The organism is Falsiroseomonas algicola (assembly GCF_011040385.1).
GTDB lineage: Bacteria > Pseudomonadota > Alphaproteobacteria > Acetobacterales > Acetobacteraceae > Falsiroseomonas > Falsiroseomonas algicola.
The window spans coordinates 405,350-431,733 of sequence record NZ_JAAIKB010000001.1 but is presented as its reverse complement, the minus strand read 5'-3'; the positions used below and the strand labels follow the sequence as shown (position 1 = coordinate 431,733).

26 protein-coding genes are annotated in these 26,384 nt (G+C 69.8%); 10 read left to right on the top strand and 16 right to left on the bottom strand.

Going from position 1 to position 26,384, the window contains the following annotated elements; genetic code table 11:
* Position 1: 1 nt before the first annotated feature.
* From G3576_RS02025 to G3576_RS02010, 4 genes are read right to left on the bottom strand one after another with little or no spacing between them, the layout of a single operon-like run.
* A complete protein-coding gene (locus G3576_RS02025; RefSeq protein ID WP_164692648.1) occupies positions 2-1,162 on the bottom strand; it encodes an acyl-CoA dehydrogenase family protein in 1,161 nt (386 codons plus the stop codon).
* Complete coding sequence (locus tag G3576_RS02020) at positions 1,162-1,989, bottom strand: enoyl-CoA hydratase family protein (protein ID WP_164692647.1); 828 nt, start codon at positions 1,987-1,989, stop codon at positions 1,162-1,164. The genes G3576_RS02025 and G3576_RS02020 overlap by 1 nt, the downstream gene beginning before the upstream one ends.
* Positions 1,986-2,507: a MarR family winged helix-turn-helix transcriptional regulator gene (locus G3576_RS02015; protein WP_235951349.1), complete on the bottom strand. Its 522-nt coding sequence runs from the start codon at positions 2,505-2,507 to the stop codon at positions 1,986-1,988. Before G3576_RS02015 ends, G3576_RS02020 begins: the two co-directional genes overlap by 4 nt.
* Positions 2,504-3,238 (bottom strand): SDR family NAD(P)-dependent oxidoreductase, encoded by a 735-nt coding sequence (locus G3576_RS02010; protein WP_164692646.1) that lies wholly within the window; start codon positions 3,236-3,238, stop codon positions 2,504-2,506. The genes G3576_RS02015 and G3576_RS02010 overlap by 4 nt, the downstream gene beginning before the upstream one ends.
* Positions 3,239-3,356: 118 nt before the next feature.
* Here G3576_RS02010 and G3576_RS02005 point away from each other — a divergent pair, with 118 nt between their 5' ends.
* A complete protein-coding gene (locus G3576_RS02005) occupies positions 3,357-5,693 on the top strand; it encodes a bifunctional salicylyl-CoA 5-hydroxylase/oxidoreductase (RefSeq protein ID WP_164692645.1) in 2,337 nt (778 codons plus the stop codon).
* A gap of 21 nt (positions 5,694-5,714) precedes the next feature.
* Here G3576_RS02005 and G3576_RS02000 read toward each other — a convergent pair whose 3' ends face one another.
* Positions 5,715-6,053 (bottom strand): hypothetical protein, encoded by a 339-nt coding sequence (locus tag G3576_RS02000; protein WP_164692644.1) that lies wholly within the window; start codon positions 6,051-6,053, stop codon positions 5,715-5,717.
* Positions 6,054-6,205: 152 nt separating this feature from the next.
* Here G3576_RS02000 and G3576_RS01995 point away from each other — a divergent pair, with 152 nt between their 5' ends.
* Positions 6,206-7,096 (top strand): LysR family transcriptional regulator, encoded by an 891-nt coding sequence (locus G3576_RS01995; RefSeq protein WP_164692643.1) that lies wholly within the window; start codon positions 6,206-6,208, stop codon positions 7,094-7,096.
* Between the two features lie 114 nt (positions 7,097-7,210).
* Here G3576_RS01995 and G3576_RS01990 read toward each other — a convergent pair whose 3' ends face one another.
* From G3576_RS01990 to G3576_RS01960, 7 genes are all read right to left on the bottom strand, one after another.
* On the bottom strand, positions 7,211-8,173 hold the full coding sequence (locus G3576_RS01990; protein ID WP_164692642.1) for a tripartite tricarboxylate transporter substrate binding protein: 963 nt from the start codon (positions 8,171-8,173) through the stop codon (positions 7,211-7,213).
* Between the two features lie 129 nt (positions 8,174-8,302).
* Positions 8,303-9,022, bottom strand: a complete 720-nt coding sequence (locus tag G3576_RS01985; RefSeq protein ID WP_164692641.1) for an ABC transporter ATP-binding protein — start codon at positions 9,020-9,022, stop codon at positions 8,303-8,305.
* Complete coding sequence (locus G3576_RS01980) at positions 9,016-9,792, bottom strand: ABC transporter ATP-binding protein (protein ID WP_164692640.1); 777 nt, start codon at positions 9,790-9,792, stop codon at positions 9,016-9,018. The genes G3576_RS01985 and G3576_RS01980 overlap by 7 nt, the downstream gene beginning before the upstream one ends.
* The gene (locus G3576_RS01975) at positions 9,785-10,732 is read right to left on the bottom strand and encodes a branched-chain amino acid ABC transporter permease (RefSeq protein WP_164692639.1); all 948 of its coding nucleotides are present in this window, start codon (positions 10,730-10,732) and stop codon (positions 9,785-9,787) included. Before G3576_RS01975 ends, G3576_RS01980 begins: the two co-directional genes overlap by 8 nt.
* The gene (locus G3576_RS01970; RefSeq protein WP_164692638.1) at positions 10,732-11,655 is read right to left on the bottom strand and encodes a branched-chain amino acid ABC transporter permease; all 924 of its coding nucleotides are present in this window, start codon (positions 11,653-11,655) and stop codon (positions 10,732-10,734) included. Before G3576_RS01970 ends, G3576_RS01975 begins: the two co-directional genes overlap by 1 nt.
* A gap of 15 nt (positions 11,656-11,670) precedes the next feature.
* Positions 11,671-12,864 carry an ABC transporter substrate-binding protein gene (locus G3576_RS01965; RefSeq protein WP_207622606.1) on the bottom strand — a complete coding sequence of 398 codons (1,194 nt, stop codon included), beginning with the start codon at positions 12,862-12,864 and terminating at the stop codon, positions 11,671-11,673.
* A 56-nt stretch (positions 12,865-12,920) separates the two neighbouring features.
* Complete coding sequence (locus tag G3576_RS01960; protein WP_164692637.1) at positions 12,921-13,727, bottom strand: alpha/beta hydrolase; 807 nt, start codon at positions 13,725-13,727, stop codon at positions 12,921-12,923.
* Positions 13,728-13,806: 79 nt separating this feature from the next.
* Here G3576_RS01960 and G3576_RS01955 point away from each other — a divergent pair, with 79 nt between their 5' ends.
* Positions 13,807-14,379 (top strand): nucleoside 2-deoxyribosyltransferase, encoded by a 573-nt coding sequence (locus G3576_RS01955; RefSeq protein ID WP_164692636.1) that lies wholly within the window; start codon positions 13,807-13,809, stop codon positions 14,377-14,379.
* Here the strand turns inward: G3576_RS01955 and G3576_RS01950 are convergent.
* On the bottom strand, positions 14,354-15,394 hold the full coding sequence (locus G3576_RS01950; RefSeq protein WP_164692635.1) for an ROK family protein: 1,041 nt from the start codon (positions 15,392-15,394) through the stop codon (positions 14,354-14,356). The genes G3576_RS01955 and G3576_RS01950 overlap by 26 nt on opposite strands.
* A gap of 113 nt (positions 15,395-15,507) precedes the next feature.
* On the opposite strand from G3576_RS01950, the gene G3576_RS01945 reads away from it, so the two are divergent.
* The 7 genes from G3576_RS01945 to G3576_RS01915 all read left to right on the top strand — a co-directional run bounded on the left by G3576_RS01945 (position 15,508) and on the right by G3576_RS01915 (position 22,782).
* On the top strand, positions 15,508-17,208 hold the full coding sequence (locus tag G3576_RS01945; protein ID WP_164692634.1) for a gamma-glutamyltransferase family protein: 1,701 nt from the start codon (positions 15,508-15,510) through the stop codon (positions 17,206-17,208).
* A gap of 5 nt (positions 17,209-17,213) precedes the next feature.
* Positions 17,214-17,915, top strand: coding sequence for a DUF1194 domain-containing protein (locus G3576_RS01940; RefSeq protein WP_164692633.1), 702 nt, complete (start codon positions 17,214-17,216; stop codon positions 17,913-17,915).
* 138 nt (positions 17,916-18,053) lie between these two features.
* Complete coding sequence (locus G3576_RS01935; protein WP_456237328.1) at positions 18,054-19,535, top strand: circularly permuted type 2 ATP-grasp protein; 1,482 nt, start codon at positions 18,054-18,056, stop codon at positions 19,533-19,535.
* A gap of 5 nt (positions 19,536-19,540) precedes the next feature.
* The gene (locus G3576_RS01930) at positions 19,541-20,482 is read left to right on the top strand and encodes an alpha-E domain-containing protein (RefSeq protein WP_164692632.1); all 942 of its coding nucleotides are present in this window, start codon (positions 19,541-19,543) and stop codon (positions 20,480-20,482) included.
* A 13-nt stretch (positions 20,483-20,495) separates the two neighbouring features.
* Complete coding sequence (locus G3576_RS01925; RefSeq protein WP_164692631.1) at positions 20,496-21,260, top strand: transglutaminase family protein; 765 nt, start codon at positions 20,496-20,498, stop codon at positions 21,258-21,260.
* 8 nt (positions 21,261-21,268) lie between these two features.
* Positions 21,269-21,991, top strand: a complete 723-nt coding sequence (locus G3576_RS01920) for a proteasome-type protease (protein ID WP_328728271.1) — start codon at positions 21,269-21,271, stop codon at positions 21,989-21,991.
* A 257-nt stretch (positions 21,992-22,248) separates the two neighbouring features.
* Positions 22,249-22,782 carry a hypothetical protein gene (locus G3576_RS01915; RefSeq protein WP_164692629.1) on the top strand — a complete coding sequence of 178 codons (534 nt, stop codon included), beginning with the start codon at positions 22,249-22,251 and terminating at the stop codon, positions 22,780-22,782.
* Positions 22,783-22,798: 16 nt separating this feature from the next.
* Here the strand turns inward: G3576_RS01915 and G3576_RS01910 are convergent, their stop codons facing one another.
* The 3 genes from G3576_RS01910 to G3576_RS01900 are packed head-to-tail and all read right to left on the bottom strand — an operon-like array spanning position 22,799 to position 26,374.
* Complete coding sequence (locus G3576_RS01910; protein ID WP_164692628.1) at positions 22,799-24,208, bottom strand: FAD-binding oxidoreductase; 1,410 nt, start codon at positions 24,206-24,208, stop codon at positions 22,799-22,801.
* Positions 24,205-25,563, bottom strand: coding sequence for an FAD-binding oxidoreductase (locus tag G3576_RS01905; RefSeq protein WP_164692627.1), 1,359 nt, complete (start codon positions 25,561-25,563; stop codon positions 24,205-24,207). The genes G3576_RS01910 and G3576_RS01905 overlap by 4 nt, the downstream gene beginning before the upstream one ends.
* Positions 25,556-26,374: a creatininase family protein gene (locus tag G3576_RS01900; RefSeq protein WP_164692626.1), complete on the bottom strand. Its 819-nt coding sequence runs from the start codon at positions 26,372-26,374 to the stop codon at positions 25,556-25,558. The genes G3576_RS01905 and G3576_RS01900 overlap by 8 nt, the downstream gene beginning before the upstream one ends.
* Positions 26,375-26,384 lie beyond the last annotated feature (10 nt).

Below are 26,384 nucleotides of genomic sequence, written 5' to 3'. Positions count from 1 at the left end.
ATCAGGTGGATGTGCGACTGTCGCGTTCGGCGCGCGCAATCACGATGCGCTGCACCTCCGAGGCGCCTTCATAAACGCGAAGCGCCCGGACTTCCCTGTAGAGTTCTTCGGCCTTGTGGCCCTTGGTGACGCCAAGGCCGCCATGGATCTGCACGTTGCGGTCGGCGCAGCGCTGCGCCGCCTCCGTCGCATGCAGCTTGGCCATGGAGGCTTCGCGCGTGACTCGCGGCTGGCCGGAATCCTTCAGCCAGGCGGCGCGATAGACGAGAAGGGCGGAAGCCTCGACATCCACCGCGCTGTCGGCGATGGCGGCCTGGCTCATCTGCTGGTCGAACAGCGCGCCGCCGAACAGCTTCCGGTTCGTCGCGCGTTCCACCGTCATGTCGAAGGCGCGGCGCGCGAAGCCGAGGGCGGCGGCGCCGACGGTGGCGCGGAACACGTCGAGCGTGCCCATCGCCACCTTGAAGCCCTCGCCCGGCTTGCCGATGAGGTCATCGACGGAGACGCGGACACCATCGAAGGACAGCGTCGCCAGCGGATGCGGAGCGGTGACGTCGATGCGCTCCGCGATGGAGAGCCCCGGCGCATCGGCGGCGACGAGGAAGGCGGAAAGGCCGCGCGCGCCCGGTGCCTCGCCGGTGCGGGCGAAGACGATGTAGGAGGCCGCGATGCCGCCATTGCTGATCCAGGTCTTGCGCCCGTTCAGCCGCCAATGGCCATTGCCGTCCGGCGTCGCGGTGGTGGCGAGTGCCGCCACATCGCTGCCCGCCTCCGGCTCGCTCAGCGCGAAGGCGGCGAGGTTCGCGCCCGCCCGCGCGCCCGGCAGCAGCCTTTCGCGCTGCGCCGCCGTGCCGAACAGCGTCACCGGCCCGGTGCCGAGCCCCTGCATGGCGAAGGCGAAATCGGCGAGGCCGCTGTGCCGCGCCAGGATGTCCCGCGCGATGCAGAGGCTGCGGACGTCGAGCTTGCCGTCTGCAGGGCAGGGCACGCGCAGCAGCCCGGCCTCGCCCATGGCGCGCGCCAGGCGTTGCACGCTGCCATCGGCGTCATGCTCGTCGGACAGCGCCTCGGCGTGCTGCGCGGCCCAGGCCTCGACCTCCGCCGCCCAGTCGCGGTGGCGATCCTCGAAGAAGGGCCACTGGAGGAAGGTGCGGTCTGCCATCAGTCGCCCTTGAACACCGGGCGCTGCTTCGCCACGAAGGCGTCATAGGCGCGGCGGAAATCCTGCGTCGTCATGCACAGCGCCTGCGCCACGGCCTCGGCCTCGATCGCCTGGTCCATGGACATGGCCCATTCCATCTGCAGCATGCGCTTGGTCATGGCGTGCGCGAAGTTCGGGCCCTCCGCGATCTCCCGCGCCAGCTTCGCCGCGGCGGCTTGCAGCGCATCAGGATCATGGATCGCGTTGAAGAAGCCCCAGGCCAGCGCTTCCTCCCCACCCAGCGACCGGCCGAGATACAGCAGCTCGCTCGCCCGTCCCTGGCCGATGATGCGGGGCAGGATGGCGCAGGCGCCCATGTCGCAGCCCGCCAGGCCCACGCGGTTGAACAGGAAGGCGGTCTTGGCCCGCGCCGTGCCGATGCGGATGTCGGAGGCCATGGCGATGATGGCGCCCGCGCCGGCGGCGATGCCATCGATGGCGGCGATGATGGGCTGCGGGCAGGCGCGCATGGCCTTCACCAGCTCACCCGTCATGGCCGTGAACTGCATCAGCCCCTTGGTGTCGCGGTCGAGCAGCGGGCCGATGATCTCATGCACATCGCCGCCCGAGCAGAAATTCCCGCCGGCGCCCGTGACCACGAAGGCCTTCACCGCATCGTCGTGGACCGCGGCGCGCAGGATCGCCGCCATCTCGCTGTAGCTCTCGAAGGTCAGCGGGTTCTTCCGCTCCGGCCGGTTCAGCGTCAGCGTCGCGACGCCGCCCTCGATCTCCAGCTTCAGGTGTTGCGCGGCGTAGTCGGCAAGCGGGCCGCTGATGGCCGTGATCATGGTGTCTCCTCGGGTGAAAGCGCGGCCCTGACGGAGCCCTTGGCCTGGCCGAGCAGGCGGAACAGCGCGGCGCGGTCGGCGGGTTCGAGACCGCCCAGCAACTCCGCGACCCAGCCCTCATGCGCCGCCGACTGACGTGCGAATTCGCGCTTGCCCTTGGCCGTCAGCCGCAGCATCTGCGCGCGCCGGTCGCCGAGTCGGGCGCGGCGCTCGACCAGCCCCTCCGCCTCCAGCCGCGTCGCCAGGCCGGTGACATTGCCGTTGCTGACCATCATGCGGCGGGAGACGTCGCCCAGCGTGAGCCCCGCCGGTGCGCGGTCCAGCGCCGCCAGCAGGTCGAAGCGGGGCAGGGTGGTGTCGAAGTCCCGGCGCAGGCGGGTGCGGATCTCGCCCTCGATCAGCGTGGCGCAGGTCAGCAGCCGCAGCCAGAGGCGGAGCTCGTCCTTGTGGCCGGGCGGCGCGCCGGCCAGCGCCGTCTCGGCGTCCACCGCCACGGGCATCATGTCGTCCGGGGTCATGTCTCCCCCCCATCCACCGCGATGGCCTGGCCGTTGATGGCGGCGCTGCCAGCCAGGCAGAGCGCGAGCACCGCCGCCGCCACCTCCGCCGGCTGCACAAGGCGCTTCTGCGGGTTGTGCCTCGCGAGTTCGGCGCGGGCCTCGTCCTCGCCGCGCCCGGTCTTGGCGACGATGCGCGCGACGCTCTCCGCCACGATGGCGGTGTCCGTGAAGCCCGGGCAGACGGCGTTGACCGTCACGCCCCTGGCCGCGACCTCCTGCGCCAGGGCGCGCACCAAGCCGAGCAGCCCGTGCTTCGCGGCTGTATAGGCGGTGACGTAGGGGTAGCCCTTCAGCGCCGCCGTGCTGGCGACCATCACGATCCGCCCGTCCCGCGCCTCCAGCATCCCGGGCAGCACCGCCTGCGCCGCCGCCACCGCGCCCATCACGTTCACGCGCCACATCCGCTCGAACAGCGCAGGATCCGACTTCAGGAAGGGCGCGCTTTCCGCGGCACCGGCCGCATTCACCAGGATGTCGAAGCGGGGCAAAGCGGGCAGGGCGGTCACATCCGCCACCAATAGACCCGCCGCATCGCCGGCCTCGACAGCCTCCCGCAGCGGCGCCTCGCGCCGCCCGAGCACCGTCACCACCGCCCCCACACGCGTCAGCGCCTGCGCGCAGGCGAGCCCGATGCCGGTGCCGCCGCCCGTGACCAGCGCATGCTTGCCGAGGAGTGGCGACGCTTCCATCCGACCTCCGATGCTTGAAGCCTAAAACATCATCCGCCGGCGGCGCAACCTTGCAATCCGGTTGCTGCGCCAATCTTTGAAGCCTAAACTATCGGGTGTCAGGGGCGGAGGTGCATCGATGCGCATCGCGGTGATCGGCGGCGGCCCGGCGGGCCTCTATTTCTCCATCCTGATGAAGCGGGACTTCCCGCAGGCGCGCATCACGGTGGTGGAGCGCAACCGCCCGGACGACACCTTCGGCTTCGGCGTCGTCTTCAGCGACGCGACTCTGGATACCTTCCAGGCGGCGGATGAGCCCAGCTACCGCGCCATCACCGAAAGCTTCGCCTATTGGGACGACATCGCCATTGTCGCCAAGGGCCAGGAACACCGCATCGGCGGCAACGGCTTCTGCGGCTGTTCCCGCCGCACCCTGCTGATGCTGCTCTCCGACCGCGCCCGCGCGCTCGGCGTCGAGCTGGAATACCGGCGGGAGGCCTCGCCCGAGGATTTCCCCGATGCCGACCTCATCGTCGCCGCCGATGGCATCAACTCCCCCATCCGCGAACGCTTCCGCGACCATTTCAGGCCGGAAGTGGACCTCCGCCCCAACCGCTTCGCCTGGATGGGCAGCACGCGGCCCTTCGACGCCTTCACCTTCTTCTTCAAGGAGAGGCCGGAGGGCATCTTCATCGCCCATTGCTACCAGTACGAGGCCGGCGCCAGCACCTGGGTGCTGGAGACCGATCCCGACACCTTCGCCCGTGCCGGCCTGGACCGGATGAACGAGGCGGAGTCGGCCGCCTATCTCGAAGGCGTCTTCGCCGAGGAACTGCAGGGCCATCGCCTCATCACCAACCGGTCGATGTGGCGGCAATTCCCGACCATCACCTGCGGCCGCTGGGTGAAGGACAACGTCGTCCTGCTCGGCGACGCCAAGGCCAGCGCCCATTTCTCCATCGGCTCCGGCACCAAGCTGGCGATGGAGGATGCCATCGGCCTGCACAAGGCGTTCCGCGCTGGCGGCAGCGTGGCGGCGTGCCTGCAGCGGTATGAGACCGATCGCCGCGAGGACGTCGAGAAGACGCAGCACGCGGCCAACGTCTCGCTCGTCTGGTTCGAGCATGTGCAGCGGTTCTGGGATTTCTCCCCGACGCGCTTCGCCTTCGGCGTGATGACGCGCAGCAAGGCGATCACCTGGGACAACCTGGCCCTCCGCGCCCCGGACTTCGTGGCGGAGACACAGCGCGCGGTGGCGGAGGAAGCGCAGGCCGCCGGCCTGCCCGCCGATCCGCGCAAGCCACCCATGTTCCAGCCCTTCGCGCTGCGGGACATGAAGCTCGCCAACCGCGTCGTCGTCTCGCCCATGTGCATGTATTCGGCGCCCGAAGGGATCCCGGGCGACTTCCATGTCGCGCATTACGGGGCGCGGGCCATGGGCGGCGCCGGCCTTCTGTTCACGGAGATGACCTGCGTCAGCCCGACCGCCCGCATCACCCCGGGCTGCGCCGGCCTCTGGAACGATGAACAGCAGGCCGCCTGGACGCGCATCGTCGCGCTGGCCCACGCCACGTCACAGGCAAAGTTCTGCCTCCAGCTCGGCCATGCCGGGCGGAAGGGCGCGACGCGGCTGATGTGGGAAGGGATGGACCGCCCGCTGAAGGAAGGCGCCTGGCCGATCCTTTCGGCCAGCGCGATCCCCTACTATCCCGAGAGCCAGGTGCCGCGCGCCATGACGCGGGACGACATGGACCAGGTGAAGGCCGATTTCGTCGCCGCCACTCGCCGCGCCATCGCCTGCGGCTTCGACATGCTGGAACTGCACTGCGCGCACGGCTACCTGCTGGCCAGCTTCCTCTCGCCGCTGACCAATCGCCGCGAGGACGAGTATGGCGGCAGCGTCGAGAACCGGCTGCGCTATCCGCTGGAGATCTTCGACGCCATGCGCGCGGTCTGGCCGGCGGAGAAGCCCATGTCGGTCCGCATCTCCGCGACCGACTGGGCGGAAGGCGGGCTGACGGATGAGGATTGCCTCGCGATCGCTCGTGCCTTCGCGCAAGCGGGCGCGGACCTGATCGATGTCTCCACCGGCCAGACGGTGGCCGATGCCAGCCCGACCTATGGCCGCATGTTCCAGCTGCCCTGGTCCGACATGATCCGGAACGAGGCCGGCATCGCCACCATGTGCGTCGGCAACATCACCAGCGCCGACCAGGTGAACACCATCATCGCCGCCAATCGCGCGGATCTGGTGGCGCTGGCGAGGCCGCATCTGACGAACCCGTCCTTCACCCTGCACGCCGCGGCGCAGTACGGCGTGAAGGACATCGCCTGCCCGCCGCAATACCTCTGGGGCAAGGACGCGCTGCTGCGCAACGCGGCGAAGGATCAGGCGGAATTGCGGGAGCTGAAGCTCAAGGCCCGCCCGAAAAGCCACAAGCCGGAGGCTGCGGCGCTGCCGCGGGCGGCGGAGTAACCGCCGCCCGCCGGAGCCGGATCAGCCGCGCGGCGTCGTCAGCGGCGCGAGCACGAAGTCGGTGTTCTCACCGTTGGTGATCGACCGCACCGCCACGCCCGGGGCCTGGCGCTGGGCGAATTGGCCATCCAGATAGGTCACGGCGACCTCGTTGGCCGGCATCTGCTGCGTCACCACGCGGCCGCCGCCCACGATGTTGCCCTGGTAACCCGGCGCATAGACGATCTCGCTATTCTCACCCGTGCCGACCGAACGGGGGTAGGAGGTTGCGTCGGCGGCCTGCGCGGTGGCGGCGCCGAAGGCCAGCGCCGTGCCGAACAGCGCGGTGGCCAGGGTCAGCTTGGAGAAGGTGGTGGTCATGGTCGTTGGCTTTCGCTCGATACTGGGTGGCGACCCGATGTCGCCGTCCGTGGCCGGAAGATGCGTCCAGGCCGGTCGTTGCGGGATTGCCGAATGTTCTTCCTCCGGTATGCGCGAATGCATGCCCTCAAATTGTTTCATGCAGTAACGGCATGACACACAGCCTCGACTGGAGCCTGCTCCAGGCCTTCGTCGCGGTGATGCGCGCCGGCAGCCTCTCCGCCGCCGCCCAGACGCTGGGCCTGACCCAGCCCACCGTGGGCCGGCAGATCCGCACGCTGGAGGAGCAGGTGGGGGAGGCGCTGTTCGACCGCACGCCGCAAGGCCTGCGCCCGACCGGCCGCGCCGTGGCCCTGATGGAGCATGCGGAGCAGCTGGAACAGGCCGCGCAGGTGCTGTCCGCCTCCATCACCGGCAAGCCCGAGAGCCCGACCGGCACGGTCCGCATCACGACGACGGAGGTCTTCGGCGTGGAGCGCCTGCCCGTGTTGATGCAGCCCTTCCTCCGCAGCCACCCCGGCATCACCATCGAGGTCTCGATCGGCATGCAGGTGGAGAACCTGCTGCGCCGGGATGCCGACATCGCCATCCGCTTCTCCCGCCCGGAGCAGGCGGAACTGATCGCGCGGCAGATCGGGTCGGTGGAACTCGGCTTCTTCGCCTCGGAGGATTACGTCGCCCGTCATGGCGAACCGCCGGCGCTGGACCGGCTGGAGGGCCATGTCTGGGTGGGGTTCGACCGCGATTCCTTCGGCGCCCGCGCGGCCGAACGGCTGAAGCTGGATGTCACCAACACCCGCTTCGCCTTCAAGGCCGACAGCATGCTGGCGCAACGCGAGGCGATCGCGCAGGGGCTCGGCATGGGTGTGCTGGAAGCCCGTGCCGCCAGCCGCGTGCCAGGTCTGCGACGGCTGCTGGCGACGGAATTCGCACCGCGGTCAGGGGTTTGGCTGGTGGCCCATGCGGATGTGCGGCAGGGACGGCGCTACCGCGCCGTCTTCGATCACCTGGCGAAGGTGCTGCCGGCGGAGTTCAAGGATTGACCATCGGTGGCCCGCGCCTGTCAGGCGACGGCTCCCTTGTCGTCACCACCGGTATCGTCCGCGGTTCTCCGACCGCTGGCACGACGCCGGCCCGTGACGCGGGCCACCCCCCATTCAGGTGTTGATCCAGGGCGCGCGGCGCCACAGATCGGCATACTGGGTCTGGGTCGCGCGCATCCGCGCTTCCCACTGCGCGCCGGGCTCCAGGGTCGGCTCGATGAACTGGGCTTCGAAGCTGCGCCGCGTGGCAGGATCGGCCGCGGCTTCCTGCACGGCGTCGCGCAGGCGCTCCAGGATCCGCGACGGCGTCGCGACCGGCACCACCAAGCCGCGCTCGGAATACATCTCGAAGTCCAGGCCCAGGCTCTTGAAGGTCGGCGTCTGCGGCGCGAAGCGGCTGCGCTCCGCCCCGCCATGGGCGATGAAGCGCACGCCATCGGGATTCGGCGCGTATTCGCCGATGGAGACGCAGTTGACCTGCACCTGGTTGGACATAAGCGCGGTGCGCTGGATCGGCGCGCCGGTGTAGTGGATCAGCGTGAAGCGCGCGCCCGTCAGGCGGGAGATCTGCGCCATCATCAGGTGGTCGTCGGTGCCGATGCCGGAGGTCGAGACCACGATGCCTTCCGGATCCGCCAGCGCGCGGCGCACCAGGTCCTGGACGTCGCGGATGGGGCTGTCGGCACGGATGATCAGGCCCGTCGGGTCCGTCATGATGTTGCCGATGAATCCGAAGCTGTCGAGGTTGTACTGCGCGCGGCGCTCCACCGGCACCGTGACGAAGGAGGGCATGTTGGTCAGGCCCAGCACCTGGCCGTCAGGCCGTGACCGCGACACGTAGGTCAGCGCAACCTCGCTCGACGCACCCGGCTTGTTCACCACTGTGATGGGCTGCCCGAGCCGCGTCTCCAGGTGCCGCGCGAAGAGCCGCGCCACGATGTCCGTGCCGCCGCCCGGCGCGAAGCCGACGACGAGCTCGACCGGCCGGTCCGGCCGCCAGGGCTGGGCGAAGGCGGGGGCGGCGAGGGGAGCCGCGAGGAAGGCACCGAGGATGCTGCGACGGCCAAGCTGCGACATGATCGAACCTCCAGAACTCGTCTGGCGATCAAATGCATCGGCAGGGCACGCAGTTCTATAGGATCATTGCGCGGCAGCCGCGAAAGCTGTGAACTCCGCGACTCCGCCGCCTGTAAAGCCGTAAAGCATTTACAGGTGCAGGTAGCTGTCCCGGACCTCCGGCGCGGCTGCCAGTTCGGCGCTGGTTCCCGTCCAGACCGTGCGGCCCTTCTCGATGACCACATGCCGGTCCGCGAGGCGCGTCACCGCGGCCAGGTTCTTGTCGATCAGCAGGATCGCCTGGCCCTCCGCCTTCAGCTTCGCCAGCACGTCCCAGATCTCGGCGCGGATCAGCGGTGCCAGCCCCTCCGTCGCCTCGTCCAGGATGAGCAGCCGCGGGTTGGTCATCAGCGCGCGCCCGATCGCCACCATCTGCTGTTCGCCGCCGGAGAGCTTGGCGCCGGGATTGGCGCGGCGTTCGCGGAGCCGCGGGAAGAAGGCGTAGACCGCGTCCAGCGTCCAGCGCGGCGGCGTGCGGCCGCTGCGATTGGCGGCGGTGGCCAGCAGGTTCTCCTCCACCGTGAGGGTCGGGAAAACCTGCCGCCCCTCCGGTACCAGGCCGAGGCCACGCTGTGCCACGCGATGCGCCGCCATCCCCGCCGCCGCCTGGCCGTCCAGCGCGATGCCCCCGCCCCAGACGCGGCCGCCGACACTTGGCAGCAGGCCCATGATGGCGCGCACCGTCGTCGTCTTGCCCATGCCGTTGCGGCCGAGCAGCGTGACCACCTCGCCCGGACCGACCGCGAGGTCGATGCCGAAGAGTACCTGGCTGCCGCCATAGCCGGCGGTGAGACCTTCCAGCCTCAGCATGGCGCGCCCTCCGCCAGCGGCAGATCGTCCTCGCCGAGATAGGCGCGCTTCACCTCGGGGTTGGCGCGGATCATCTCGGTGGGGCCGGTCGCGATGACGCGGCCATAGACCAGCACGGAAATGCGGTCCGCCAGCGCGAAGACCGCCTGCATGTCGTGCTCCACCAGCACGATGGTGTAGCGGCCGCGGAGCGACCGCAGGATGCCGATCAGCCGCTCCGTCTCTTCCGGCCCCGCGCCGGCCAGCGGTTCGTCCAGCAGCAGCAGGCGGGGTTCGGTGGCCAGCGCGATGGCGAGTTCGAGCTGCCGCTTCTCCCCATGGCTCATGGCGCCGGCGGGCACCATCGCCCGCGCGCCGAGACCCACGGCATCGAGTGCCGCCATCGCGGCCTGGTTCAGCCGTGCTTCCGTCGAGGCCGGTCGGAAGAAGCGGAAGGAGGAGCCGGCGCCGGCCTGCACGGCGAGCGCCGTGTTCTCCAGCGCCGTGAAGGCCGGGATGACGGAGGTGATCTGGAAGCTGCGCGCAAGCCCGAGCCGCGCGCGGCGATGCAGGGGCAGGGTGGTGATGTCGCGGCCGTCGAAGTGGATCTGCCCGGCATCGACGGGCAGCACGCCGCTGATCTCGTTGATCAGCGTGGTCTTGCCGGCGCCGTTCGGCCCGATGATGGCGTGGATTTCTCCGGGTGTGACGTCGAGCGAGACGTCATCCGTGACGGCAAGCCCGCCGAAGCGCTTCTGCAGGCCCCGCAGCGAAAGCAGCGCCTCAGCCACGGCGGAGTCCCTTCGCGACCTGGGCGGGGATGCCGGAAAGGCCGTTCGGCAGGAACAGCACGGCCAGGATCAGCAGCACGCCGAAGAGGATGCGCCAATGCTCCCATTGATGGGACAGCCACTCCTCCAGCAACACGAAGCCGAGCGCGCCGATCAGCGCGCCATGCAGCCCGGCGACGCCGCCCAGGATGACCATGAACAGCAACTCGCCGGAGCGCTGCCAGGAGATGTAGGCGGGGGCGACGAACTCCGTCGCATTGGCAAACAGGAAACCCGCCGCACCGCCAATGGCGCCCGCGATCACATAGGCCGTCAGGCGGTAGGGGTAGGGCGAGAAGCCCAGCGCCTGCGCCCGCATCGGATTGCCCTTCACCGCGCGCAGCACGCGGCCGAAGCGCGATGCCAGCAGCATGCGGCAGAGCAGCCAGGCGGCCGCCAGCGCGCCGAGGCAGACATAGTGAAAGGCGAGCTTGTTCTCCAGCAGCCGGCCGCCGGCCACGGTGTTCCGCGCATAGAGCGTGTAGCCGTCATCGCCGCCATATCCCGCGAGCGACGTCGCGGTGAAGAAGGCCATCTGCCCGAAGGCCAGCGTGATCATGATGAAGTGGACGCCGCTGGTGCGCACCGCGACGGCGCCCGTCACCAGCGCGAAGCCCGCCGCGGCCAGGATGGCGACGGGCAGCACGACATGCGCCTCCACGATCCGCGCATCGTCGAGGATGACGACGGCATAGGCCCCGAAGCCCATCATCGCCGCATGACCCATGGAGACGAGGCCGGCGCCCCCCACGAGCAGGGAGAGCGAGACCGCGGCCATGGCCAGGATCATCGCCCGCGCCATCAGGGTCAGCACATAGCCCTCGCCGAAGCCCGCGAAGGGCGCCACCGCCAGCACGCCCAGCAGCAGCAGGGCAGGCAACTCCGCCTTCAGCGCCCGCATCAGGAAGCCCGCACCGGGAACAGCCCCGCCGGCCGGAAGGCCAGGATCGCGGCCATGGCGATGTAGATCAGCATGGAGGACAGCGCCGCGCCCACCTGCCGCGCCTCGCTCGGCGAAAGGAACAGCCGCATCAGGTCCGGCATCAGGGACCGCCCCAGCGTCTCCACCAGCCCCACCAGCAGCGCCGCCAGGAAGGCGCCGCGGATGCTGCCGATGCCGCCGATGACGATGACGACGAAGGCGAGGATCAGGAGGTTGTCGCCCATCCCGGGCTCGACCGACAGGATCGGCGCCGCCAGCACGCCGGCGAAGCCCGCCAACATGGCGCCGAAGCCGAAGACCACCATGAAGAGCCGCCGGATATCGACGCCGAGCGCTGCCACCATCGGCGCATTGGTCGCCCCCGCGCGCACCAGCATGCCGACCTTGGTGCGCTCCACCAGCCACCAGAGCAGCCCCGCCGTCGCAAGCCCGCCCGCGATGATGGCGAGGCGATAGGTGGGGTAGAGCAGCCCCTCCATGACGCGGATGCCGCCGGTGAGCGCATCGGGCAGCGGCACCTGCAGCGGCGCCGCGCCGAACACCATCTTCACGCCCTGGTTCAGCACCAGGATGACGCCGAAGGTCGCCAGCACCTGCGCCATGTGGTCGCGGTCATACAGGTGCCGGAAGACGAGAAACTCCAGCAGCAGCCCGAACAGCAGCGCGGCGGGTAGCGCCAGAAGCAGCGCCAGCCAGAAGCTGCCGGTCTGCGCCGCGAAGAAGGCGGCGAAATAGGCGCCGACCATGTACTGCACGCCATGCGCCAGGTTGATGAAGTCCATCACCCCGAAGACCAGCGTCAGCCCCGCCGCGATCAGGAAGAGAAGGATGCCGAGCTGCAGGCCGTTCAGTCCCTGCACCAGCAGAAGCGTCGTCGACATCCTTGCCCCGTTCCCTCAGCCCGCGGGCATGCGGCATTCGGCCGCGAAGGGATCCGTGACGTTGTCGAAGACCTTGCGCTCATGCTCGGTCTGGAACTTGCCATCCGCGCGCTTCGCCACCTTGGCCAGCCAGAAATCCTGCACCGGGAAGTGGTTGGCGCCGAAGGCGAAGTTGCCGCGCACGCTGCGGAAATCGGCGGCCTTGATGGCGGCGCGCAGCGCGCCCTTGTCGGCCATGTTGCCGCCGGTCCGGCGGATGGCGCTGTCCAGCAGGAAGGCGCTGTCATAGGCATGGGCGGCGTAGCTGGCAGGCACGTAGTTGAACTGGCCCTCGAAGTCCCGCACGAAGCGGGCATTCTGCTCGTTGGGCAGCGTCGGCGTCCAGGTCGTGCCGGTGAAGAAGCCGACCGCCGCATCGCCCTGCGCGGGCAGCACCGCCTCATCCACCGTGAAGGCGGACAGGAACGGGATGTTGCCGAGGCCCGCCTGGCGGTACTGCCGCACCAGGTTCACGCCGAGCCCGCCCGGCATGAAGGTGAAGAGCGCATCGGGCCGCGCCGCCGCGATCCGCGCCAGCTCCGCGGAGAAATCGAGCTGCGTCAGCGGCGTGTAGATCTCGTCCACCACCTCGCCCCGGTAGCGGGACTTGAAGCCCGCCGCGGCGTCGCGCCCGGCCTGGTAGTTCGGCGTCATGATCATGACGCGGCGGTACCCGGCATCCTGCGCCGCCTGGCCCATCACCGCATGGTTCTGGTCATTGACGTAGGAGGTCGCGAAGAAGAAGGGGTTGCAGCCGCGCCCCGCGAAGGGGGAGGGGCCGGCATTGGTCGAGATCAGGAAGGTCTGCGCCTCCGTCACCGGGCGCATGATCGCGGCCAGGATGTTGGAGAAGACGACGCCGACGATCACGTCGCATCTGTCGCGCTCGATCGCCGCGCGAACCTTGGTGACGGCTGCGTCGGGTCGGAGCTCGTCATCGATGACCAGCACCTCCGCACCGCGACCGCCGAGGCGGTTCTCCAGGTGGCGCATGCCGAGCATGAAGCCGTCCCGCAGATGCGTGCCCAGCGAGGCCTGCGGCCCCGTCAGCACCGCGACCAGCCCCACCTTCACCGGCGCCGCCTGCGCCCGCGCCACCAGCGGCATGGCAAGCGCCGAAGCGCCGAGACCCAGCGCCGCGCGCCGGCCCAGTTCTATCCGCATCGTCATCCCTTCCGTCTCCCGGAGATATTTTAAGCTTGAACTATCGACTGCATGCAAGCGGTTTAGCGTGCCCCGCAGGCAAGTCGTTTTGCGTGCTCCACAAGCGCGCTGCCCGGATCGGCCAGCGGCGCGATGACCGTGAAGTGGTTGAGCCCTGGCAGTGCCTCCGCCGTGCCGCCCCAGGCCGCCGCCATGTCGCGGGTCTGGCGCAGATATTCCGGGCTCTCCTCGCCACCGACGACGCAATGGATGGTGCCGGCGGGCTTCGGCAGGAAGCGGGGCGAGACGGCGCGCGCCTCCTCCGCGCTGATCCTCAGCGCCGCCCCGATGCTCGTCGGCAGCAGCGGCTCCAGCTCGAAGACGCCGGAGATCGGCAGCGCGGCGGCGACGAGGTCCGCGGGCAGCGCCGCGTCCAGCGCCGGCCAGTCGGTCGCCAGCATCATCGCCGCCAGCTGCCCGCCTGCCGAATGCCCCGTGACCATCAGGTGCCGCCCGTGCCGGCGATGCAGGAAGGCGCAGGCCGCGCGCATCTGCGCGACGATCGCGCTCACGGAGACGCCCGGTGCCAGGTCGTAGGACGGCACGGCCACCGCGATGCCATGGCCGTTCAACCCCCGCGCGCAATGGCTGACCCATTCCCGCCCGAGCGCCATCCAGTAGCCGCCATGGATGAAGACGGCCATCGCCACCGCCTCGCCTTCCGGCCAGAAGAGATCGAGCTTCTCCCGCTCACCGGCGCCGTAGGTCAGGCCGAGCTCGGCCCTTGGGCAGGCTTCCCGCCAGGCGGCGGCGTCGCGCTGCCAGCCCTGCATCACCGCCGGGTGTTCGGGCACGCGGGCGCGGTTGTTGTATTCGGCTTCCAGGTCCATGGCCGCATGACACGCGGGGGCGCTGCGTGCGGCAAGCCCCCCGTTCCACAACCGCCCCGCTTTGGGGCATGAGGGGCCGATGAAAGTCTATCTCGCCGGCCCCGACGTCTTCCTGCCCGATGCTGCCGCCATGGCGGCCGAGAAGAAGCGCCTCTGCGCGCGCTACGGGCTGGAAGGGGTCTTCCCGACCGACCCCCGCCCGGACCCCGCCGCCGATGCGGCGTCCGACCTGTGGTACGCCATCTATTTGCGGAACGAGGCGCATATCCGCGCCTGCGATGCGCTGGTCGCCAACCTCACGCCCTTCCGCGGCCCCTCCGCCGATGCGGGGACGGTCTATGAGCTGGGTTTCATGCGGGCGCTCGGCCGGCCGGTGCTTGGCTACAGCAACGACGCGTCGGATTTCTCGACGCGGACGCGCGCCTTCCTGGGCGATGCCGCGCGGCGCAACACCGAGGGTGACTGGGTGGATGGCGAAGGCCTGTCCCTCGAATCCTTCGGCCTCACCGACAACCTCATGATCGATGGCGGCATCCGTGCCGCCGATGGCCTGCTCGTCCGCTGCGCCGTGCCGGTCGCACGGCGCTGGTCGGACCTGACGGGCTTCGAGGCCTGCCTGAAGGCCCTCAGCGGCGCAGCGGCAGGTTCGTGAAGCGGGCATGGCCCGGATCGGTCCCGATCCGGAGCACGCCCCAGCGCGCGATGTCCCGGTGGAAGGGCGCTTCCGACAGGCCGTAGGTCACGGCGGCGTGATGAAGAACCACGTCGGCCGCCCCCTTCGGCAGCAGCGCCTCGATCGTCGGGCCGATGCGGAAGCTGGGGTCCGACCAGTCGCCGGGCAGGGTCTCCGCCCCCTCGCCGAGCGATCCGTCCGGCGCCACCGGCGCGGGCAGGCCGATGGCGATGCCGGGGGCGAGCGTCAGGCCTGCGGCTTCCGCCATGAAGGCGAGGTCGCTCAGCAGCCGAGCCAGGCCACGCAGCGCGCCATTGAGGTCTGGCGCCTCCGCGGCGTGGACCCAGCGGCGCATGCGCCACACCGTGGCCGCCGCCAGGTCCGGCGCCACGCCAAGCCGCGGCAACACGATGCCCGCCCGGAAGCTGCGCCGGCCGAGATCGGCCGTCAGCACGGCATCCGACCCCTCCAGAAGCCGCATCGGCAGCAGGCGGGCGGCGCCGAGCAGCCCGGTCTCGGCCGGGTCGTGGCGGATGGCGGCGACGGCGCTGCCCAGCGCCTCCGCCCGCAGCAGCACGCCGGCACGCGCCAGGGCGAGTTCCGCAATCCGCGCCACGCGGAAGCCGCCGCCCACCACAAGCCGCTGCGTGCCCTGCCATTCCGGCCGCACCAGGCAGGCGCGGATGATCTTCACGAGGTTGTGGGCGACATCCTCGATGGCGCCCTGCACCAGCCCCGCCGCGGCGGGCAGGGTGCCCGTCAGCGCCTGGTCGAGCGCCTCCGCCTCCACTGCCTCCGGCACGATGTCGCCGAAGGGATCGCGGCCGCCACCGCGGCGGTGCCGCAGGCGCCAGGCCGCGAGGATGGTGTCGAAATCACGGTCGGCGCCCACGGGCAGGCTCGGCAACTGGTTGCCGCAGGCCTCCACGCGAAGCCCGCGCAGGAGCGTCGCGCCCTGGGTGACGGCGAGGGTCGGGGATGAGGGGTCATGCATCGGTCCGGGGTTGCGGACGCCCCACGCGGCGAATGGTTCCCGACGTGCCGGATTGACACCCGCCCCTTCGCGCGCCGAGCCTCCCCGTCCCACGATGTGACAAGGTTTGCGCCATGACCGCCGGACGTCCCACCATCAGCGGCACGCGCCACGCCATCAGCGCGGGCCATTACCTCGCGGCCGCGGCGGGCTTCGCCATCCTGGAAGCCGGTGGCAATGCGGTGGATGCGGGCTGCGCGGCGGGGCTCGCGCTCGGCGTGCTGCAGCCGGATCTGGTGAGCGTCGCGGGCGTGGCGCCCATCCTGATCCGCAAGGCCGATGGCACGGTGGAAAGCATCGCGGGCCTCGGCCATTGGCCGGCCTCGACGCCGCCTGACGTCTTCATGCGGGAACATGGCGGCACCATGCCGGTCGGCGTGCGGCGGATGGTGGTGCCGGCCGCGCCCGATGCCTGGATCACCGCGCTCCGCCGCCATGGCACCATGAGCTTCGGCGACATCGCCGCCGGCGCCATCCGGTACGCCCGCGACGGCTACGCGACCTATGCGCTGCTGGCGGAAAGCATCGGCAAGAACCTGGCGGGCTACCAGCGCTGGCCACAGAATGCCGCGATCTTCCTGCCGAATGGCCGGGCGCCCCGGATCGGGGAGCTGTTCCAGCAGACCGACCTGGCAAAGAGCCTCACCTACATGGTGGACCAGGAACGCGCCGCGGCCGGGAAGGGCCGGGAGGCCGGCCTCCAGGCCGCGCATGACGCCTTCTACAAGGGCGACCTGGCGCGGGAAGTGGTGCGCTTCGTGCAGTCGGAGGGAGGCTTCCTCTCCGCCAAGGACATGGCGACCTTCGCCTCGAAGCTCGAACCCGTGGTGCGCCGCCCCTGGCGGGGGCACGAAGTCCTCACCTGTGGCCCCTGGTGCCAGGGCCCGGCGCTGCTGGAGGCGCTGCTGATCGCGGAGAAGCTCGGGCTGGATGGCCTCCAGCACAACTCGCCGCAATACCTGCACGTGATCACGGAAGCGCTGAAGGGCGCGCTGGCGGATCGCGAGTACCATTTCGGCGATCCCGCCTTCACCGACGTGCCGATCGACACGCTGCTGTCGCCCGCGCATATCGCGAAGCGCGCCGCCGCCATCGACCTGGCCCGCGCCCATCCCGGCATGCCGGAACCGATCCTCGGCAACGGCACCGAATTGCCGCCGGCGACGCAGGAGGCGCTGCCCAAGGTCGAGGCCGATACCTCCTACGTCGCGGTCGTCGATCGCTGGGGCAATGCCTTCAGCGCCACGCCCTCCGACGGGTCCTGGAACGTGCCTGTGGTGCCGGGGACCGGGCTCGTGATCTCCGGCCGCGGGTCGCAGAACCGGCCGGACCCGTCGCACCCCGCCGGCGTCGCGCCGGGCAAGCGGCCGCGCCTCACGCCCAACCCCGCCATGGTGCTGACGAAGCAGGGCGGCGTGATGCCCTTCGGCACGCCGGGCGGCGACGTGCAGATCCAGGCCATGCTGCAGGTCATGCTGAACATCCTGCATTTCGGCATGGAGGTGCAGGAGGCGATCGAGGCGCCGCGCGTCGCCAGCTACTCCTTCCCCTCCTCCTTCGCGCCCTATGAATACTTCCCGGGCCGCCTGGCGGTGGAGGCGCGCATCCCGGCGGAGACCCGCGCGGCGCTGGGCGAGTTGGGCCATGAGGTGAAGGACTGGCCGGGGACCACCTGGCTCGCCGGCAGCGTGGAGGTGGTGCTGAGCGACCCGACCACGGGGCTGATCCATGCCGGCGCGGATCCCCGCCGCCCGGCCTATGCGATCGCGAACTGACGCCGATGCGCCGCCGCGCCCTGCTCGCCGCGCCTGCCCTGGCGGCGATTCCCGCCGCGGCCCAGGGCGGCGCCGTCGATTCGCTGCTGGTGCTGGCGGTGGATGCCTCCGGCTCCATCGATGCCGATGAATTCGCCCTGCAGCGGGAGGGAATTGCGGAGGCCATCGCCCATCCCGCGGTGCTCGCCGCCATCCGGTCGCAGCCCCGGGGCGCCATCGGCATCGCCATGGTGGAATGGGGATCGCCAGGCGGGGCGGCGACCGTGGTGGAGTGGCACCGCGTCTCCGACGCCGCCAGCGCGGCGGTGGCGGCCCAGGCGATGCGGGACGCACCGCGATCACGCCAATCCTACAACGCCATCGGCGATGCGCTGCTGCACGCCGCCGCGCTGATTGCCGCCGCGCCCTGGGCGGCGACGGAACGCACCATCGATGTCTCGGGCGATGGGCCCGACATGCGAAGCCGCGTGCCGGCGCCGGAGGCGCGGGACCGGGTGGTGGCGCAGGGCATCACCATCAATGCGCTGGCCATCGAGGTCGCCTCCAGCTGGGCTGGCGGCGCGCTGGCGGCTGCCTATGAGCGGGACGTGATCGGCGGCCCTGGCGCCTTCGTCATGCGGGCGGAGGACCGGCGCGACTTCGCCCGCGCGCTGCGTGCCAAGCTGATCCGGGAGATCGCGCTGGGGCCGGACTCGCGGGTCGGGTGACCGCGGCGGCGGCACCATTGCCCAACGGGCGGGCAGGGCACGTCCGAAGCGCGGCCGTGTGCTGACGCACGCCCCTTCCCAGGCCGATCGTATTCCGCGATGGTCGCCGGAGGGGAAAGTGGCTTCCGGATCAACCACGTGAACGAATCGCGCCGCGCCTTCGACGAGATGCATGCCGAAGGGGGCGTGCGACCGGCCTATGCCGGGATAGAAGCCTGGCTCAAGGCCCATGGGCTGGAAGCATTGGCCGCCAAGCGGGCGGAGGCCGAGGCGCTGTTCCGCCGCGTCGGCATCACCTTCGCGGTGTATGGGGAGGGCGGCGATCCCGAGCGCCTGATCCCCTTCGACGTCATCCCCCGCATCCTGGCCCGCCAGGAATGGGATCGCCTGTCCCGCGGCCTGACGCAGCGCGTGAAGGCGCTGAACATGTTCATGGCCGATGTCTATTCGAAGCGGGAGATCCTGCGCGCCGGCCTGATCCCGGAGAGCCTCGTTTTGCAGAACGAGGCCTTCCGGCCGGAGATGCAGGGCTTCGTGCCGCCAGGCGGCGTCTACACCCATATCAGCGGCATCGACCTGGTCCGCACCGGGCCGGATGATTTCTACGTGCTGGAGGATAATTGCCGCACGCCGTCGGGCGTCTCCTACATGCTGGAGAACCGGGAGGCGATGCTGCGCCTCTTCCCGCAGCTCTGCGCCGGCCATCGGCTCATGCCCGTCGGCCACTACCCCGAGGAGTTGCTGGAGACACTGAAGGAAGCGGCGCCGCCCAACTGCCAGGGGGAGCCCTGCGTCGCCATCCTGACGCCCGGCCACTACAACAGCGCCTATTACGAACACTGCTTCCTGGCCGACGAGATGGGCGTGGAGGTGGTGGAGGGCTTCGACCTCTTCGTGGAGGACGCCGTCGTCTACATGCGCACCACGGCCGGGCCGCGGCGCGTGGACGTGCTGTATCGACGCCTCGATGACGACTACCTGGATCCGCTGGTCTTCCGGCCGGACAGCATGCTCGGCGTGCCCGGCATCTTCGCGGCCTATCGCGCCGGCAACATCACGCTGGCGAATGCACCGGGGGCCGGGATCGCGGACGACAAGGCGATCTATCCCTTCGTGCCGGACATGATCCGCTTCTACCTGGACGAGGCGCCGCTGCTGCAGAACGTGCCGACCTACCTCTGCGAGCGCGACGAGGACCGCGCCTATGTGCTGGAGCACATGCAGGAGCTGGTGGTGAAGCTGGCGCGCGGCTCCGGCGGCTACGGCATGCTGATCGGGCCGCACAGCACGGCGGAGCAGCGTGACGAATTCGCCCGCCGCATCAAGGCGCGGCCGGCCGACTACATCGCGCAACCGACCTTGGCCCTCTCCACCGTGCCGACGCTGGCAGGCAGCGGCATCGCGCCGCGGCATGTGGACCTCCGCCCCTACATCCTGACGGGCAAGGATGTCCGCATCGTCCCGGGCGGGCTGACGCGCGTCGCGCTGCGGGAGGGATCGCTGGTGGTGAACTCCTCCCAGGGCGGCGGCACCAAGGATACCTGGGTGCTGGATGACGGGCCGGCCCCGTCCCAATCCCAGACACAATCTCAGTCGCAGTCCCAGCGGATGGGGGGCTGACGCCGATGCTCTCCCGCACCGCCGACAGCCTCTACTGGATGGGCCGCTATGTGGAGCGCGCCGGCAACCTGGCGCGCGGCATGCAGGTGGCGCTGCGCATGGCGGGGCTGGCCAGCAGCCTCGGCGGCGACGTCGATGAATGGCGCACGCTGCTGGTGGCCGCCGGCGCGGAGCCGGGCTTCCTGGCGAAGCATAGCGACGTGACGCCTGAAGCGGTGATCCGCTGGCTGGCGCTGGACCAGGACAATCCCTCCTCCATCGCCAATTGCATCGAGGCCGCGCGCGGCAATGGCCGCGCCGTCCGCACCGCGCTGACCGTCGATATGTGGGAAGCGCTGAACGACACCTGGCGGGAGATGCGCGCCCAGGCCGCGACGGCCGCCGATCCCGAGCGCCTGCCGCAATTCCTGGAATGGGTCCGCGCCCGTACCCTCCTGTTCAACGGCGCGGCCGCCGACACGATGCTGCGCAACGATGGCTGGCGCTTCACCCATCTCGGCGTGATGCTGGAACGCGCGGACAACACGGCGCGGCTGCTGGACGCCAAGCACGAGACCATCACGGGCGAGGGAAGCGAAGGCGCCGTCGCCTATGCGCAATGGCAGGCGCTGCTGCGATCCGTCTCCGCGCTGCGGTCCTACCAATGGATCTACCACACCCGCCTCAAGCCGCGGCTGGTGGCGGACATGCTGATCCTCCGGCCGGAACTGCCGCGATCCCTGCTGGCCTGCCACAGCCGCGTGGAGCAGGTGCTGGACCGCATCGCGGAAGCCAATGGCGGCCGCCGCGGCGAGCCGCATCGCCTGGCCGGCGAGATCCACGCCCGGCTGCGCTATGGCCGGATCGAGGACATCCTGGCCGGCGGGCTGCATGCCTTCCTGACCCAATGCATCAACCGCAACATCGATTTGGGGCGGGAGATCACCGCCTTCTACCTGCACGGCTGAAAGGGGGCCCGCGATGCGCCTGCGTGTGCGCCACCGCCTGCACTGGGAGTTCGACGAACCGGCCTCCATGACCATCCAGGCCCTGCGGCTGACGCCGCGGGACGAGGCGGGGCTCACGCTCTGCCACTGGCGCGTCACCGGCGACCGCGGCGGCGCCATGCCGGGCTTCGAGGATGGCTACGGCAACACCACCCTGCTGCTGACGCGCAACCTGCCGCATCGCGGCCTCTCCGTCACCGTGGACGGGGAGGTGGAGTTCCGTCCGGAGAGCGGCCCCTCCGGCCTCGAGGAGACGCTGCCGCCGGAGGTCTTCAAGCGGGAAACCGCGCTGACCACGCTGGACGACGCCATCCGCGCGCTGGCCGCTGGCAGTCCGGCGCCATCTGCGCTGGCCGCGACGCTGCGTGGTATGGTCGAGGTCGATCCGCTGGCGGCTGAGACGGCGGCGGAGGTGCTGGCCGGGCGCAAGGGGAGCGCCGCGGGGTTGCTGCACCTGTTCCTGGCGGCGATGCGGGCGGGCGGGACGCCGGCGCGGATGGTCTCCGGCTATCTCTGGGACGGCACGAATGGCCAGGACGCGGCCGCGCCGCATCTCTGGGCGGAATGCTGGGATGGCGAGGCCTGGGTGCCGGTGGAGGTGCTGCGCGACACGGCGCCGCAGGCGCATATCCGCCTCGCCATCGGGCTGGATGAAAGCGAGGCGGGCTCGGTCCGCGGCATCCGGCGCGGGCCGGGCGCCGGGCATTTCGCGCATAGCGTCCGGGTGGACCGCGCGTGACGTATTGCGTGGGCCTCCTGCTGGATGCGGGGTTGGTGATGCTGTCGGACACCCGCACCAATGCGGGCGTCGACAACATCTCCGTCTTCGGCAAGACCTTCGTGGAGGAGGTGCCGGGCGAGCGCGTGCTGGTGATGCTGACGGCCGGCAACCTGGCCGTCACCCAGGCCGTGTGGAACCGCCTCCAGGAAGGCGTCACGCTGGGCGGGCAGACGCAGACCTTGCAGTCCGTGCCCACGATGTTCCGCGCCGCGCAGCTGGTGGGAGAGGCGGTGCGCCAGGTCTTCGACGCCGATGGCCCCGCGCTGCGCGCGCAGGGCATCGGCTTCGACGTCTCCATCATGCTGGGCGGGCAGATCGCGGGCAGCTCGCCGCGGCTGTTCCTGGTCTATGCCGCCGGCAATTTCATCGAGGCGACGGCGGATACGCCCTTCCTCCAGATCGGCGAGCACAAATACGGCAAGCCGATCCTGGACCGCGTGCTGACACCCTCGACGCCGCTGGCGGATGGCGTGACGCTGGCGCTGATCAGCATGGACAGCACGCTGCGATCGAACCTGACCGTCGGGCTGCCGGTCGACCTCACCGTGATCCGGCGCGACGCCCTTCAGGTCGGGCTGCGGCGCCGGATCGGCGAGGATGATCCCTACTTCGCCTTCCTGCGGCAGCGCTGGTCGGAGAGCCTCAGGGAGGCCTACCAGGCGCTGCCGCGTCCGGACTGGCTCGGCTGATGTGGCTTTCAGGTCACTAAAAGCTACTACGGTTTAGGCCGATTATGCCGTTTATGCGCGTTTAGCACCGTTTTTCGAGGGGCGTCGCAGGGGTATCGCGGCCGGCCGGCGGATGCTGGTTGTGGGATGATATTCCCACGCTACGCCCCTGCCGCCGCGCCTGTCCAGCCTTTCCGGCCTGTTCCCGGCGGAACAGCCCTGCCGCCCGCGCCGACCCATCATGGCCCCAGGACAACCGGTCCCGAGGAGCCACGCCGATGAGCACCGCCATCTTCACCTACCGGCGCACCGACCGCTTCGTGAAGAACACCTACACGAAGAAGGATTCCAGCGGGAACCCGCTGATCAAGGACGGCAAGCCCGTCACTGCCGTCGCCCATGGCCTGGTGGGCGAGCTGTGGGTCCATGGCCTGCAGTTCGAGACGATCGAGCGCATGGATGGCTACATGCACATGAAGGGTGGCCAGACCTACCACAACTCCGCCATCTACTGGCACGACAAGTACAAGTCCTTCGTCATCAACCCGGCGCTCGGGAAGGAGCAGGAGAAGACGAAGGGCAATATCCTGATGCACCCGGGCAGCCAGCCCTCCCACCTCCAGGGCTGCGTCGCCGTCGGCTTCTTCAATGCCAACGGCAAGCTGGAGGGCAGCAAATACTGCTTCGACGTGCTGCGGGAACAGGCCGGCGGCGCGGGCGTGTCGAAGGACCAGTTCGTGACTCTGACCCTGGTGGTGGAGGGCAACATGCCCGCCCTCAGCGCCTGCAAATCCTGGGTCTATTCGGCGTGAGGACGGGGGAGGGGTGCTACTCCAGCACTTCCTCGACGTCCGGCGCATCGGCCTGGCCGTAGAGGTAGAAGGTTCGCTTGCGCTCCGGCGTCCAGTCCGGGTCGTCCCAGGCCAGCATCTTGCCCGGGTTCAGCAGCCCATGCGGGTCGGCGATGCGCTTGAAGTCCAGCTGTTCGCTGTCGATGCGCTTCATGCCGCCTTCCTCCAGCGTGAAGGCATGCGGGTTGAAGACGGGGCAGCCCGCATCCTCATGGATGTCGATGATCTGCTGCAGCCGCTCCTCCGTCGTGTAGCGGACGAGCTGGAGGCCGAAGCAGGTGACGACGCCGTTGAGGCGGACGAATTCCAGATGCAGCGGCACCTCGTCGCCAAACGTCTTCTCCATCTTCTCGATCAGCGCGAAGTGGTTGGGCGGCGGATAGAGGGTCTGGAGATAGGTGAGGCTGCGATCGACCTTCAGGGCCTGGAGAGTCGTGTGGTTCCAGGTGAATTCGTAGAGCGGCGTCTCCGCCTTCTCCGTCTCGCAGCGATAGAGCTCCGTGCCGCCGAAGCGGTCGAGTAGCGGCTTGAGGAGTTCGAGAAAGGGCTCCGCCACCATGACCAGCGCGCAGGCGGCGCCGGCGGGGACATAGGGCTGCAGCATCTTGAAGTAGGTCTGCGCGACGCCGGGTGCCACGACACCCGCCATCTTCTTGGCGATGCCGTCGGAGGCGATGAGCGCTTCCGCGAAGCGCGCCGCGCTCAGCGTATCCGGGAAGCCCGCCAGCACATCCACCCAGTCCCAGGCGGGGGCGAGGGGCATCTCCACTTCCGTGATGATGCCGTTGGTGCCGTAGGCGTGGTTGGCCTTGTCGATGTCGGTGCCGCGGAGTTCGAGCACGCGTGGCTCGGCTTCCATGGTGATGACGCGAAGGCCGAGGATGTTCCCGAATTCCCGCAGCTTGCCATAGGTGCAGGACCCGATGCCGGAGGAGCCGCCGGCGATGAAGCCGCCGATGCTGGCCGTGCGCTTGGTGCTCGGGTGGAAGCGGAGTTCGCCGCGCACTTCCCGTCGCGTATGGGCATCGAGGTCGATGAGCTTCACGCCGGCCTGGGCGCGGACCACGCCGGGCTTCGTCCAGACGATGCGATCCAGGCCCATGAGATCGAGGACGATGCCGCCCTTGAGCGGCATGGCCTGGCCGTAATTGCCCGTGCCGGCACCGCGCGGCGTCAGCGGCACCTGGTGCTTCACGCAGGCGGCCATGATGGCGATGATCTCGGCTTCATCCTTCGGGCAGGCGACTGCTTCGGCGGTGACGCCGTTGAGCTGGCGCTTGAGGACCGGCGAGTACCAGAAGAAGTCGCGCGACTTCAGCCGCACCAGCGCGGGATCGGTGATCCAGTCGATCTGCGGCAGGGAGTCGATGACGGCGGCGACGGTCATGCGGCGGTCTCCACGGGCGAAAAGTCGCGCATCTTGCCGGGGTTGAGCAGGCCGAGCGGGTCGGTGCGCTGCTTGAAGCCGAGTTGGTCCCCGGGCACGCGGCGGTAGTTGCTGCCTTCCTCGATGGTCAGGACATGCGGGTTGGCGATGCCGAGGCCCGCAGCCTCGAAGGCCGCGATGATCTCGTAGATCCGCGCCTCGCTGGTCCAGCGGATGACGGGCAGCGCCGACATGGTGATGCGGCCGCCGAAGCGGACGCATTCCGTGTGCATCCAGACCTCGTCCCGGAAGGGGATGCGCACGGCCTCCACCGCCGCCAGCGTATCCTCGAAGGGGAAGCGGCATTGCAGGTAGCTGACGCCGCGATCCTTCTTCAGGACCTGGAGCGTCGTGTGGTTCCAGCAGTATTCGTAGAAGGGCGTCTTGTCCGGGTCGCGCTCGGCCTCGACGGTCGATTGCTCCGCGAGGAAGGTGCCGTTGTGCTCGCGGGCCAGGTCGCGCAGCGCGCGAAGGCCGGAGGGGGCGACCATGGTCAGCACCAGCGACTGCCCCGCCGGCACGCTGTCCGCGATGCCGCGGAAGAAGGGCGGCAGCTGGCTGTCGAAGACGCCGCACATCTTCTTCGGGATACCATCGGCGAAGGACAGCGCGAGGGCGAAGGCGGAGGCGTCGGTGAACTTCTCGAAGCCGATGGCGATGTCGCGCCAATCCTGCGCCGGCGTCAGCGGCAAGCGGATGCGCGTCATGATGCCCGTGGTGCCATAGGTGCGGTTGACCGGGGAGGCGTCGTCCCCTTCGAGGTCCAGCACCACCGGCGGGTCCTGCATGGTGGCGACGCGGGCGCCGACCAGGTTGCCGCGTTCGCGCATCGTACCATGCGCGATGCCGCCGACCCCCGCGCCGCCGCCGGCCACGAAGCCGCCGATGGTCGCGGTGCGCTTGGTGGAGGGCCAGAGCTTCAACTCCCACCCCTGGTCGCGCGCCCAGAGGTCGAGGTCGATCATCTTCATGCCGCATTCGACATCGACGACGCCATCCGTGATGGCGATGGGTTTCGCCATCGCCGTCATGTCGAGGATGACGCCGCCTTCCAGCGGCACGCATTGCCCGTAATTGCCGGTGCCGCCGCCCCGCGTCGTGACGGGCACGCGCGCCGCCCGGCAGGCCGCCAGGATGCGCAGCACCTCGGCCTCATCCTTCGGGCGGGCGTAGAGGTCGCCCGACTTGCCATCCAGCTGCTTCTTCAGGATGGGGCTGTACCAGTAGAAGTCGCGCGACTTCTGGCGCAGCAGCGCGCGGTCGCTCGACAGCTCGATGCCGTCCAGCGCCGCCGCCAGGGCCGCGATGTCAGCCATGCGGGGAGGGCTCGTTGGCCAGGAAGCTCTCGGCATCGAAGGCGGCGAGCTGCGTCCAGAGCGCGGCCATGCGCTCCGCGGCAAAGTCCAGCAGCTGCTCCCCGATCTCGGCCGTGGCGAGGGAGGCATCGCCCACGGCACCCGCGGGGTGGAGATCCTGCGCCTGCCAGGCTAGCGGCGCGCCGCCATCGGGGGCCATGCGCGGCGCGACGTTGGAGACGCCCTGCCAGCGGCTGACGAAGTTCGCGGCCTTGTCCATATGGACGAGATGGGGGGTCAGCGCGAGCATGACGGAGGTCTCGTCCCGGCCGGCATGGATGCCGTAGCGGCCCTCGATCTCGTCCTTCAGCGCATCCGGCTTGCCCATGCGCGCCCACATGGCGTTCACGGCCAGGATGTTGTGCTCGATCCGGATGCGGCGGCAGGCGATGTCGAGGACGGAGACATTGCCACCATGGCTGTTGACGATCACCAGGCGCTTCACGCCGGCGCGGGCGACGGAGGCGCCCATATCGGCCACGATCGCCAGCAGCGTCTCCGGCTTGGTCGTGATGGTGCCGGGGAAGCGCAGATGCTCCACCGAGCAGCCGACGCATTGCGTCGGCAGCACCAGCACGGGCAGGTCATCGGGGATGACCTTCAGCGTGCGGGCGACGACGCCCTGGTTGATGGTGGTGTCTACGGAGACCGGGAGGTGCGGGCCATGCTGCTCGATGCTCGCCACGGGCAGCACGGCGACGGTGTTGGAGGGCAGGTCCTTGAAGGCCGGCCAGGGCAGGTCCTGCCAGTAGCGGGTGGGAAGGGGGGCCATGGGCAGGACC